At 47.3% G+C, this 12,934-nt stretch carries 10 protein-coding genes; 6 read left to right on the top strand and 4 right to left on the bottom strand.

Annotation, left to right across the window (positions count from 1 at the left end; translation table 11 throughout):
* Positions 1–27: 27 nt before the first annotated feature.
* Positions 28–1,050, top strand: coding sequence for an NHL repeat-containing protein (locus tag HZB61_06435; protein ID MBI5056230.1), 1,023 nt, complete (start codon positions 28–30; stop codon positions 1,048–1,050).
* Complete coding sequence (locus tag HZB61_06430) at positions 1,047–3,584, top strand: cytochrome c3 family protein (GenBank protein ID MBI5056229.1); 2,538 nt, start codon at positions 1,047–1,049, stop codon at positions 3,582–3,584. The genes HZB61_06435 and HZB61_06430 overlap by 4 nt, the downstream gene beginning before the upstream one ends.
* Positions 3,585–3,606: 22 nt before the next feature.
* Here HZB61_06430 and clpX read toward each other — a convergent pair whose 3' ends face one another.
* The 4 genes from clpX to HZB61_06410 all read right to left on the bottom strand — a co-directional run bounded on the left by clpX (position 3,607) and on the right by HZB61_06410 (position 7,148).
* Positions 3,607–4,860 (bottom strand): ATP-dependent Clp protease ATP-binding subunit ClpX, encoded by a 1,254-nt coding sequence (clpX, locus tag HZB61_06425; GenBank protein MBI5056228.1) that lies wholly within the window; start codon positions 4,858–4,860, stop codon positions 3,607–3,609.
* A 24-nt stretch (positions 4,861–4,884) separates the two neighbouring features.
* Positions 4,885–5,481, bottom strand: a complete 597-nt coding sequence (gene clpP, locus HZB61_06420) for an ATP-dependent Clp endopeptidase proteolytic subunit ClpP (GenBank protein MBI5056227.1) — start codon at positions 5,479–5,481, stop codon at positions 4,885–4,887.
* Positions 5,482–5,527: 46 nt separating this feature from the next.
* Positions 5,528–6,796 (bottom strand): trigger factor, encoded by a 1,269-nt coding sequence (gene tig / locus HZB61_06415; GenBank protein MBI5056226.1) that lies wholly within the window; start codon positions 6,794–6,796, stop codon positions 5,528–5,530.
* Positions 6,797–6,878: 82 nt separating this feature from the next.
* Positions 6,879–7,148, bottom strand: coding sequence for a hypothetical protein (locus HZB61_06410; protein ID MBI5056225.1), 270 nt, complete (start codon positions 7,146–7,148; stop codon positions 6,879–6,881).
* A 75-nt stretch (positions 7,149–7,223) separates the two neighbouring features.
* Here HZB61_06410 and HZB61_06405 point away from each other — a divergent pair, with 75 nt between their 5' ends.
* The 4 genes from HZB61_06405 (at position 7,224) to glmS (ending at position 12,786) form a co-directional block, all read left to right on the top strand.
* The gene (locus HZB61_06405) at positions 7,224–8,324 is read left to right on the top strand and encodes a glycosyltransferase family 2 protein (protein ID MBI5056224.1); all 1,101 of its coding nucleotides are present in this window, start codon (positions 7,224–7,226) and stop codon (positions 8,322–8,324) included.
* Position 8,325: 1 nt separating this feature from the next.
* Complete coding sequence (locus tag HZB61_06400; protein ID MBI5056223.1) at positions 8,326–9,405, top strand: radical SAM protein; 1,080 nt, start codon at positions 8,326–8,328, stop codon at positions 9,403–9,405.
* 86 nt (positions 9,406–9,491) lie between these two features.
* The gene (gene glmU, locus HZB61_06395) at positions 9,492–10,883 is read left to right on the top strand and encodes a bifunctional UDP-N-acetylglucosamine diphosphorylase/glucosamine-1-phosphate N-acetyltransferase GlmU (protein ID MBI5056222.1); all 1,392 of its coding nucleotides are present in this window, start codon (positions 9,492–9,494) and stop codon (positions 10,881–10,883) included.
* 70 nt (positions 10,884–10,953) lie between these two features.
* Positions 10,954–12,786, top strand: a complete 1,833-nt coding sequence (glmS, locus tag HZB61_06390; protein MBI5056221.1) for a glutamine--fructose-6-phosphate transaminase (isomerizing) — start codon at positions 10,954–10,956, stop codon at positions 12,784–12,786.
* Positions 12,787–12,934: the final 148 nt, after the last annotated feature.

Here is a 12,934-nt window from a genome sequence, read left to right as displayed (position 1 = left end):
ATTAATTAACCACAGAGTGCGCAAAGAATGATAAATTTCATCCACAGATGCCGCAGATTTCTCAGATTAAGCAAAAGGCTCTTATTAAAAACCTGCGTAATCCTGAGCAATCTGCGGATTGCTTATCTCTGTGTACTATGTGTTTTTTTGATCGCCTTCTCAGCATTGCCTGCCCCGGCCCAAGCCGTCAGGCTGACGAATGTTCAGCATCTCTTTGATATAACTTACAGCTTCAAACAGCCCAGCGATGTGGCAGTTTCAAAGGAAGGGCTGATATATGTCGTGGACGGCGTAAACAGCGCTGTCAAGGTCTTCAATCAAAACGGCAAGTTCATATTTTCATTCGGAGCAAAGGGACCGGCAGAGGGAGAGTTTAAATTTCCGCTGGGCATAGGCATTGACAGCGCGGGGAGAGTTTACGTGGCGGACTCCGGCAATCACCGCGTGCAGATCTTCAATTCAACCGGGGGTTTTCTTTCACAGATCAGGGTCCTTTCAAAAAACGGCAGGCCTGCAGACCCGACAGATGTTTCAATTGACGAATCCGCGGGCAAAATCTACATAGTCGACAATGATAATCACTGCATTCACGCATATGACCGCGCGACATTGCAGAAGATCGAATCTTACGGCGCGCCTGGAGAAGGAGACAGGGAATTCAGATACCCGTTCTTGATGGCCCTTGACGCAGAGCGCTATCTTTACATAGTGGATGTCATCAATACGCGCGTCCAGATCTTAAGTCCCGAAGGGTTGTATGTCGCAAGCGTCGGCAAATGGGGTGTTGAAAAAGGTGAATTCTTCAGGCCCAAAGGGGTCGCAATTGACAGGAACGGGAAGATATATGTCAGCGACAGCTATATGGGAGTGGTCCAGGTATTTGAACCGGTCGGCGATTTTTATTCGGCGATCGGCGATCCGGACAAAGGAGCGGTCAGGAAATTCGTTACGCCAGCAGGGATATTCATAGACAATAAAGACAGGCTCTATGTCGTGGAAATGTTCGCAGAAAAGGTAAGCGTGTACCAGTTGGAAAAGGATGCGGAATGACAGGGGAGATGTCAGAAGTCAAAAGTCAGAAGTCAAAAGTCCGGGGAAAGAATATATTAAAAATATCCCTGATCTTGCATTTTGCATTTTGCATTTTTTATTTTGAAAGCATTTCGGCCGCCTCGGAAACTGCGCCGAGAAATCCGGATTCGGCCAAAGAATGCGCGATATGCCATTACAACTGGATAGACACCTTCTATATCGAGGGAAGGGGCTCGGACCTTGTGCCGTATACAAGTGAAAAGACCGTGGCAAAGCCCGAGATGTGTTTTTCATGTCACGACGGAAGCGTAGTTGATTCGAGGGCAAGGGTATATAATGACTTAAGGCACAAGATCAACCAGCCGCCTCCCGCCTCAATGAAGATACCGAAAATATTTCCGCTGGACAAAGACGGCAAGATGCAGTGCTTTACCTGCCACACCGCGCACGGAGTGCCGAGCGAGATGGGGATGGAGAGGACCATCTTTGTCAGGACGTCAAACAAGAACTCAGCAATGTGCGTAATGTGCCACGCTGACAAGGACGGGGGAACTGCCTTCGGCAACCACCCTGTCGGCCCGGGAGAGAAAGAGATTCCGAAGGCCCTCGTTTCTTACGGCGCTGTAATCGGGGACGGGAAGAACCAGATCATCTGTGAAACCTGCCACACGGTCCACGGGTCTCCGAACGCAAGTTTCCTTATAGAGAGCGCAAAGGACTCCCGCCTCTGCCTCGAATGCCATACGGACAAAAACATCTTTACCCCTGACGGCAAAAGGAACCACTATCACGTCATAAATGTAAAACCTGAAAAAGTGAAGATACCGGAAGAGCTGTTTCAGAAAGGGGCGGAATTAGGGTTCAATGCCGAGATCATATGCCAGACATGTCATAAGGTGCACAATAACAAGATCGAGGAGAAACTGTTATTGATCAAAAGGGACAACAAGTCCACGCTGTGTCTGACCTGCCATACCGATAAAAAATATATTGAGGTCACAAAACACAATCTCCAGAATTCCGCACCGGGAGAAAAGAATCTTGACGGAAAGAACGTAGCAGAGTCGGGCATTTGTTCGCCCTGTCACCTGCCGCATAAAGAGGCCAGAAAGGCCGGAGAAGGGACGGACTTCACTACACGGCTCTGCCTCAGTTGTCACAGTAAGGGAAATATCGCGGAGAAGGCCATTCCGGTAGACTATCGTCATCCTGTGGATGTTAACCCCTTTGAAAGCAACTCGCCGGACACATTGCTGACAGTTATCGGGGTCGAAAAGGACAAGTTGACCCTTCCGCTTTTCAATAAATTCGGCATCCAGGACAAAGGCGGCAATGTCACATGCGCGACCTGCCATGACCCTCACAGATGGCGCGCTGATTCCGCTGAAGGAGAGATAAGGAAAGACATAAAGGGTGACAATAAAACATCCTTTCTCAGAAGGTCCGCTCCTGATCTGTGCAAGGAATGTCACAGCAATAAATTTTACATTGCCGACTCCAAGCATGATATCGCGAAGGTCGCCCCTGAGACAAAAAATTACCTTGACCAAACGCCGGCCCAGTCAGGGCTATGCGGGTCCTGTCACAACGTGCACGGAGGCCAGAAAAGCTACCTCTGGGCCAGGGAAATAACCACGAAGAGCGGGCAGGTCGTGCAGGACTTGTGCATAAGCTGCCATAATGAAAACGGCATGGCAAAGAAAAAAATAGTGAAGGACTATTCCCATCCCTTAAATATCACTCCTGCAGAAAAAGGGCTCACCACCACCCTGCCGCTTTTTGACAAAAACGGGAAGGTATCGAAAAGCGGCCTGATGGCATGCCAGACCTGCCACGACCCTCACCGCTGGGACCCCGCAAAAATTATACCGGGAGATCATTCAACCGTTGAGGGCACTTCACAAAACAGTTTCCTGAGGCTTGCAAACTCACCGTCTTCCAGTCTCTGCGGGAACTGCCATCCCGAACAAAGCTATATTGAAAGGACCGACCACGACATGATTGTTACCGCGCCTGATTCAAAAAATATTACCGGAGAGACCCCTGCTGAATCAGGCCCGTGCGGCGTCTGTCATATTGTTCACAACGGCAAGAACAAATTAAAACTCTGGGGACAAAGCTTTGCAAAAGGGGGCAACCTGATGGACATGATGTGTAATTCCTGTCACTCTGATAACGGCGTTGCAAAAAACAAGGTCCCCACAATTGCCTCTCATCCTGAAGGGCAGCTTATTACCAACGTTGGAAAAGATGCAAAGGGGAAGCCCAACTATTTCCCGCTCTTTGAGCAGCATACAGGGAAGAACGTGTCAGTCGGCAATATCTCATGCCCGTCGTGTCACAACGTTCATCAATGGGACCCGAAATTTCATAACAAAGGCACGGGCGCGAATGTTGAAGGCACAGCAACCAACAGTTTTCTCAGGATGCAGACTTACAGCCTGCTGTGCATCGACTGCCATGGCCTTGACGCGCTTTTCAGGTTTAAATATTATCATGATCCCAATGAGAGGGTGGAAAAGGGCTCATTCGCGCAGGGAATGCCGAAATAGGAACGCTAACTTTCTTCCTGCCCTATGCGGACTCTGCGTGTTCTTTGTAGCCGAGGATAGGCTTTTCCTTCTTGGTGACCACTTCTTCCGTTATCAAACATTCCCTGACTTCGCTCTGTGACGGCATTTCGTACATCACGTCAAGCATAATTTCTTCGAGGATCGCCCTCAGTCCGCGCGCGCCGGTCTTGCGCCTGATGGCCTCTTTTGCAATGGCCGCAAGCGCGGTCTCTGTGAATTTCAGCTTAACATTATCAAACGAGAGAAGCCTCTGGTACTGTTTTATAATCGCGTTCTTTGGTTCCGTAAGTATCCTCACAAGCGCTGATTCGCTCAGCTCTTCCAGTGTTGCAACAACAGGAAGCCTGCCCACGAATTCAGGGATAAGCCCGTACTTGATCAGGTCCTGGGGCTGCACATGCTTGAGCGACTCATCTATTTTTTTGCCGTGCACCTTCGGCTCTGAACCAAAGCCGACAACCTTCTTGCCGATCCTCTCCTCTATTATTTTTTCAAGGCCGATAAACGCGCCTCCGCAGATAAAGAGTATGTTGGCGGTGTTGACCGGGATATATTCCTGCTGCGGGTGTTTCCTGCCGCCCTGGGGCGGGACATTCGCGATGGTGCCTTCTATGATTTTCAGAAGCGCCTGCTGAACACCTTCGCCTGAGACATCTCTCGTTATTGAAACGTTCTCGGTCTTACGGCTTATCTTGTCGATCTCGTCAATGTAGATGATGCCGCGCTGCGCCCTTTCAACGTCATAATCCGCCGCCTGTATGAGCTTGAGGATAATGTTCTCAACGTCTTCCCCGACATATCCCGCTTCCGTAAGAGTTGTGGCGTCAGCAATGGTAAAAGGTACGTCAAGGAATTTCGCGAGCGTCTGCGCGAGAATGGTCTTGCCTGTTCCGGTCGGGCCGATGAGAAGGATGTTGCTCTTTTGCAATTCTATATCGGCCTGCTTGGGGCTGTTAACCCTCTTGTAATGATTGTGCACCGCCACTGACAGGATCTTCTTGGCATGATCCTGCTCTATTACGTAATCACTAAGAAAGTGCTTTATCTCCTTTGGCGTGGGGATCTTCTGCGTGATATTGATGTCAAAGGATGAACTGAACTCCTCTGCCATTATTTCGTTACAGAGGTTTATGCATTCATCGCAGATATACACTGTAGGCCCCGCAATGAGCTTCCTTACCTCCTTCTGGGTCTTGCCGCAGAAAGAGCATGTTAGAATACTGTTTTCGCTTTTGTTTGTTTTTTTATCATTCATAGTGAGTCTCCAAAATTACCTTGATTATTCCGCCCGCTTTTTCAGGGTCTCTATCACTTCATCAACGAGGCCGTAGTCCTTGGCCTCCTGCCCGGACATGAAATAATCCCTTTCGGTGTCAACCTGTATCTTTTCAAGAGTCTGGCCTGTGTGTTTTGCGAGGATCTTATTGAGATTGTCCTTCATCTTCAGGATCTCCCTTGCGTGGATCTCCACATCGGTGGCCTGCCCGTAGAAACCTCCTATGGGCTGGTGTATCATGACGCGGGAATTGGGCAGCACAAACCTTTTCCCTTTTGTGCCCGCGGTCAAAAGCAGTGCGCCCATACTGGCTGCCTGCCCGATGCAGTATGTGGATATGTCAGGCTTGATGTATTGCATCGTGTCATAGATCGCGAGGCCCGAGGAAACAACGCCGCCTGGAGAATTTATATAAAGGTGAATGTCTTTTTCAGCGTCTTCGGTCTGAAGAAAAAGCAGCTGGGCAATGACCGTATTTGACACTATATCGTCAATGGGAGTGCCTATAAAGACGATCCTGTCTTTCAGAAGCCTTGAATAGATATCATACGCTCTTTCAGACCTGCCGGTTTGTTCTATTACAATAGGTATTAAACTCATTTTGTCTCCTTGGTTGGAAAGTAGAGGCGTATCGCGATACACCCCGTTAATTTTCTATCTTCGCTTTGCCTAAGATAAATTCGAGGACCTTGTCCGCAAACAGCCTGCTTTTCATGGCGTCCAATGAGCCTTCTCTCATGCTGTAAAGCCGCATCACCTCTTCAGGTTTCATGCCGTTACGGGCCGCGATCTCACCGACCGCTTCCTTAACATCGGCATCGCTTACCTCGATGTGTGCCTGCCTGCCGATTGCCTCGAGCAGGAGCACGCCCTTGACGTTTTCTTTTGCGGTTGTCTCATATTGCCTTTTCAATTCTTCGTCGGGGGTTGTTACGGCCTCGCCCTTTCTCTCCGCATTCTGCTTCGCCTGGTAGATCAGGGATTCAATCTCACCATGCAGCATAGAGTCCGGTATGTCAAAAGCGTGTTTATTGATCAGTTCGTTCAGGATGTCCTTTTTGTATTCCAGATTTATCTGGCTTTTCTTTCTGGCGGAGAGATTTTCACGGACCTTGTTTTTCAGCTCATCAAGGCTGCCGCATTCGGCTTCCTTTGCAAATTCATCATCCAGTGGCGGGACATTTTTCTTCTTGGCCTCTGTAATATTTATTTTAAATAAAACCTCTTTTCCCGCAATAACCTTGTTCGGGTTGTCCTGCTCCATGGTTATCTTCGCCTCAACAGTATCGCCTTTCTTCTTGCCGGTCAAGGCGCTGACGAATTCCCTGGGCATCGCATCAGGGCCAAGGAGCATGGGATATTCCTTGTATGACATTTCCTTGATCTCATTACCATCAACAAAGGCATTGCAATCGATGATGGCCATGTCGTCTTCATTCAACGCTTCTTCTGTAACAGTAAACAACGCCTTGCTCTCCTGCATCAGCTTAAGGGTTTTTTCAACATCCTCTTCTTCAATCGTGACGGCCTTTTCTTTCAGCACGATGCCTTCATATTTTATCTCACCAATTTCCGGCTTTACCTCCACTGTCACACTGAATGAAAGCGGCTGTCCCGGCACAATCTCTATTTTATCGTCTATGTTGGGATAGCTGACCGGCTCTAAATTCGCCTCCTTGAGGGCCTCCAGATAATACCTGGGTACGATCTTTTCAATGACCTCGGCCTCAACGTTCTTGCTGAACCTCTTTTCAAGAATGGCCTTAGGTACCTTGCCAGGCCTGAAGCCCGGTATCTTAGTGGTGCTGCTGAGCTTGCTGTAAACGCTGTCCGTTTCGGACTTGATGACGTCCGGCGGGATATTGATCTGGAGCCTTTTTGTTGTCGGCGATAGTGCTTCTACTTTATTGAGCATTGAATACCTCGAATTTTTAGTTTGATTATAATTTAGAATTATACACGCAATTTGTCAATGAGTTGACGGTTGAGAACTGTAATCAGTAAGGGACTACAACATCATAGTCTGCAAGCAGCGCGGCGATCTCTTCTGTGGTTTTCTGTTCAAACTTGTTCTTTTTGTTATTGGAGATTATCCGGGCCTTTAACGAGCTCAGCATTTCCAGGTTCAGCAATATATCTTCATCTTCCTCAAGTTCATCATCCATGACAAATACTGTTACCTGGTCATTTGCAAGCGTGGCCCCGACCGCCATCCTCAACGCCTCAGGCTTTCTGTCCCTGACGAGTACCGCTATCTTTTTCGCCATTCTTCTCTCCTTTTTTCCAGGCTTCTTCCTTTTGCCTTCAGCCTTTCTTAGGGTATATTATAATAAACAATCGAAATGGAAAAAAGTATCTCCGTAGTCATCCCGAATTACAATAAGGCCGCGACCATAGGCAAATGTCTTGAGTCCGTATTTGCCTCCGAATATAAGAACTTTGAAGTCATCGTTGTTGATGACCGTTCAGAAGACGGTTCCTTTGAGGTCATTAAAAAGTTTCCCTGCAAACTCATCAGCCTTGAAAAACGCTCAGGGACATCAAAGGCGCGTAACACCGGGGCAGAGAACAGCAGCGGCGAGATCATCTTCTTCACCGACGCAGACTGCATCTTTCAGAAAGATACGCTGGCGATTGCAAACAGGGCATTCGTGTCTTCACACCCCATAACCCCACCCGGCCTCCCCTTAAATAAGGAGAGGAGCAAGGAAAATCAAGGAGGGGTTATCATCGGGGGCACATATACCCGAATGCCTTATGACAATAATTTCTTCAGCATCTTTCAGTCTGTGTACATAAATTATTCCGAGACCAAAAACATTGAGGACCCCGATTATATCGCCGCCCATGCAATGATAATTGACGCTGAGACCTTTAAAAATAGCGACGGCTTCCCTGAAGTTTTTCTGCCGATCATCGAGGACGTTGAGTTCAGCCATAGGCTGAGGAGGATGGGATGCAGGCTTATTATGGAGCCTGAAATCCAGGTGCAGCACATATTTAATTTTTCTCTCCTTAGATCGTTGAAGAACGCCTACCGGAAATCCAAATACTGGAACATGTATTCGTTGAAAAACAAAGACCTGCTCTCAGACTCCGGCACTGCCTCGGTAGAATTAAAGACCGATGTTGCTTCATATCTTCTGAGCGTGATAACCCTGGCCGTAATGGCGGTTTTGCAACAGCCTGCCTTATTATTCGTTCTGCTTCTCCTCTTCATCCTGAATGCATTTATAAGCAGGAGATTGTTAAAGGCATTTTTTGAGACAAAGGGCATTTTATTCACCGCGCAGGCTTTAATATACTACAGTATGCTCTATCCCCTTCCGGTCGGGACCGGGGCAATTGCTGGAGTGATTGAATACTTAAAAGGCCACAGATTACGCGGATTTACTCAGATGTTTTTTTTAATCTGCGCTATCTGTGTAATCTGTGGATACTAATATGCCCTACTCTCCTTTTCGCCATATCGGTTCAGTCTTCTGGAAACGAAGCCCGGTCCAATTGACCTTCTTCCTCACCAGAAGATGTAATCTCAGATGCCCCTTCTGTTTTTACCTCTCCGGGGAAAAAAAGAAAGAGAGTCTGCCCGAATTGTCCCTCGGTGAGATTGAAAAAATATCTTCATCACTTGGCAGCCTCCTCTGGCTCGCATTCTCAGGGGGCGAAATATTTCTGAGGGATGACATAGTTGAGATCACAAAAATATTTTATGAAAGAAACAAGCCTGCAATAATCCTCTTCCCGACCAACGGACTGCTCACCGGTGTGATCAGAGAGAAGATCGAAGCGATTCTGAAACACTGCAAAAGAAGCACGATAGTCGTGAAGCTTTCCATGGAAGGACTGGAAGGTGTGCATGATTCGATCAGGGGAATGAAGGGGAGTTTCCAGAAGACTCTGCAAACATACAAAGTCCTCGGTGAACTGCTTGACGCATACCCGAATTTCGACCTCGGCATAAACACGGTTTTTTGTTCCGCAAACCAGCGCCATATTGATGGACTTATTGACTTTGTCAACGGGCTGGACAAGGTCAGGACCCACACCGTGTCGCTTATAAGGGGAAGTGTTTCCGATAAAGGGCTGAAGGATGTTGACATTGAAAAGTATCATAAAACCATTGACAGGCTGGCAACAAACCTGAAGAAAAAAGTTTCCGGCATCTACAGCTTCAAAGGGGCAAAGCTGAAAGCTGCCCAGGACATACTTCAGCGCAGGTTGATCTATGAGACAATGATTCAGAAGAAACAATTGGTCCCATGCTACGCGGGGAAGTTGAACCTTGTCCTGACAGAGACAGGAGATGTTTATCCCTGCGAATCATTTAATATGAAGATGGGAAATGTTAGAGACAACGGTTACGATCTGAGAAAAATATTGAAAGACAGCGGGGCGCAGAAGGTCCTGCAATCAATTCAGAACAAAAGCTGCTATTGCACGCACGAATGTTATTTCATGACAAACATTTTGTTCAATCCCTTTATGTATCCAGCGCTGCTGAAGGAGTATGTGCAGTTGTAAGTTGGAATTAAGATGTTTAATTAAAATACCGAATTAAATAATGTAACCAAATTGCAAACAAGGCGATAAAAGTTTATCATATTCAAATGAACCTGTCGGTAGTTATACTTGCAGCGGGCAAAGGAAAGAGGATGAAATCCCTTCTGCCCAAAGTCCTTCATAAGATATTGGGAAGGCCTATGCTTCAATACACCATTGATGCCGTTAAACCTCTGAAGCCTCAACAAACCGTCGTAGTCATCGGCAACGGCGCTGAGGCGGTTAAGAAAAGAATGAGCGGCGAAGACCACCTGTCATTCGTTGTGCAGGAAAAACTTCTTGGCACCGGGGATGCTGTTTCAACCGCTAAAAAGGAATTAATAAAGGGCACCGTGCTTGTCCTCAACGGAGACTGTCCCCTTATAACTACAAATACATTGAAAGGTCTGCTGGCAAAACACAGGCGGAATAAAAATGTCCTGTCTTTTCTGACTTTTATTGATGATTCAACGTCCGGCTATGGCAGGGTCCTGCGCGATGATAAAGGCAGGGTCACCGGTATTGTGGAAGATAAGCACGCCACACCTGAAGAAAAGAGCATGTGTAAAGAATTGAACAGCGGCGTTTATGTGATGGAGACTGATGTCCTGAAACATCTCGACAGGATTAAAATGAACAGTTCCTCTGGCGAATATTATCTCACCGATATCGTAGGGATTGTCTCCAGGGCAGGCAGGAGGCTTGAGGCGTATGTCTGTCCCGCGGAAGAGATAAGCGGAGTGAACAACAGGGAAGAGTTGTACAAAATTTCAGACATTATAAAAAGAAAGATAATTGCAAAATGGATGGAAAACGGGGTTACGTTCATTGACCCCGGCACAGCATTCGTTCATCCATCTGTGACAATAGGAAAGGACACGGTCATTTATCCAAACACTTACCTCGAAGACAAAACAAAAATCGGGAAGAATTGCGTTATATATCCTGGAGCGAGGGTCTCTGAAAGCGTTCTCGGAGATGGAGTCACGGTCAAAGACAACTCTCTTATTGAAAAAAGCAGAGTAGGCACTGGAAGCACTATCGGGCCTTTTGCGCATCTCAGGCCCCACAGCGTGATTGGCCGCGATGTTAAGATAGGAAATTTCGTAGAAGTAAAAAAATCTAACATCGGCAACGGGACAAAGGCGTCTCATCTGACCTATCTCGGAGATGCTGTTGTCGGCAAAGATGTTAATATAGGGGCAGGCACCATCACCTGTAATTATGACGGAAAGAATAAATTTACCACCGTTATTGAGAACGGGGTATTTATAGGAAGCGACTCCCAGCTTGTCGCTCCTGTTAAAATTGAAAGAGGCGCATATGTGGCTGCGGGATCTACGGTAACAAAGGATGTCCCGGCAGGCGCGCTTGCAATAAGCAGGGCCAAACAGCAAAATTTAATTGGTTGGGTAAAGCAGAAACAGTTAAAAGTGAAAGGAGAAAAAAGTAGCAAGTAGTTTGCAGCAGGCGGTTGAGGGTTTGTCTTTGACTACTGTTTACTAACTACTGACTACTGACTACTTTATTATGTGTGGAATAATCGGTTACATAGGCAAAAGAAACTCAATCCCGGTCCTTATTAACGGGCTCAAACGCCTCGAATATCGCGGATACGATTCCGCGGGTATAGCATTTTTCAGGAATGACAAGATAGAGGTCAGGCGCTGCGCCGGCAAGATACGGGACCTGGAAGCCTCCATCAAAAATGAAAACCTGAAAAGCGTCATAGGACTGGGACACACCAGATGGGCGACACATGGAAGGCCCTCTGAAGAAAACGCGCATCCTCACAGGGCAGGAGGCATTGTCCTCGTGCATAACGGGATCATAGAAAATTATTTCGAGCTGAGAGAGGATCTGAAGAAAAAAGGACACGTCTTTACTTCCGAAACCGATACAGAAGTCATCTGCCACCTGATAAATAGCTACTCGCAAAAGGGCCTTGGTTTTGAGGACGCAACGCGAGAGGCCTTGAAACACGTGGATGGCGCATACGCTGTCGGGATCATAAATGAGAAAGAGCCGGACAAGATCATAGCCGTGAAAAAGGACAGCCCTCTTGTCGTGGGGACAGGCGACGGAGAATTTTTTATAGCCTCAGACATCCCGGCATTCCTTAAATATACAAAGAACGTGGTGATCCTCGAAAACGGCGATATGGCGACGCTCACGCATCAGGGAGTTTCATTCTCCAATGTTCAAACCAAAAAACCTTTAAAGAAAGTGCCATCAAAGATCTCGTGGAGTCCTTCGATGGCGGAGAAAGGCGGCTACAAGCATTTCATGCTCAAGGAAATATTCGAGCAGCCGAGGGCCATCGCTGATACGATCAGGGGAAGGTTTTCAATGGGAAAGGGCGAAGTCAATCTCGATGAATTTTCCATGAAGGAGAGCGCTTTAAAAAATCTGAGCAAAATATTCCTTGTTGCCTGCGGCACATCATGGCATTCCGCCCTCATCGGAAAATACATGATCGAAGACATGGCAAGAGTGCCGTGTGAGGTTGATATCGCATCCGAGTTCAGATACAGAAAACCTTTCATCCCGAAAGGCAGCCTTGTTATTGTCATTACACAATCGGGAGAGACCGCCGACACGCTTGCGGCCCAGAAGGAGTCAAAAAAATTAGGGGCCAGGGTCCTTACTATCTGCAACGTTGTAGACAGCACCTCTGCAAGAGAGGCTGACAGCGTATTTTACACCCATTCAGGCCCGGAGATCGGCGTGGCCTCGACAAAGGCATTTACCACTCAATTGACGGGGCTTTATCTTTTTTCGATAGCGCTTGCCAAGGCCAAGGGGAAACTTCAGCCTCGTGAAATAAAAGAACTGTTCAATGAATTGCTGCTGCTGCCTGAAAAAGTGGAAAAGGCCCTTCAGTGTAATAACGCTGTTTTAAAGATAGCCAGGAAATTTTGCCAGGTAAGGGATTTCCTCTATCTCGGCAGGGGGATAAATTACCCTATTGCGCTTGAGGGCGCTTTGAAACTGAAAGAGATCTCATACATTCACGCTGAGGGATATCCTGCCGGGGAGATGAAGCACGGCCCTATAGCCCTTATTGATAATGATATGCCCGTGCTCGCGCTGGCGCCTGACGACAATGTTTTTGAAAAGATTATTTCAAACATGGAAGAGGTTAAGAGCCGAGGCGGAAAAGTGATAGCGGTTGCGACAGAGGGAAACGCCAAAGTGCTTTCACATGCCTCGCATGTATTGTCTATGCCGAAGACCAATTACTATCTGACTCCCATTATCTTCTCTATCCCGCTTCACCTGCTCGCTTATCATATGGCGGTGCTGAGAAAATGTAATGTAGATCAGCCGAGGAACCTCGCAAAAAGCGTCACGGTAGAATAGACAGAAAAGATTCCCCACTCTAAAAAGTAAACCACAGAGGTCACAGAGAAAGACCTGCCAGTCGATATAGTCAGGCATAAAGCCAATTCACCTTCATGGTGAGAGCAAAACAAGTGCAAATAATCCGAGTAACTTTTTGAATATAAAA

Source organism: Nitrospirota bacterium (assembly GCA_016214845.1).
Classification (GTDB): Bacteria; Nitrospirota; Thermodesulfovibrionia; order UBA6902; family UBA6902; genus SURF-23.
The sequence above is the reverse complement of the archived record's forward strand: the minus strand, read 5'-3'. Positions and strand labels throughout refer to the sequence as shown.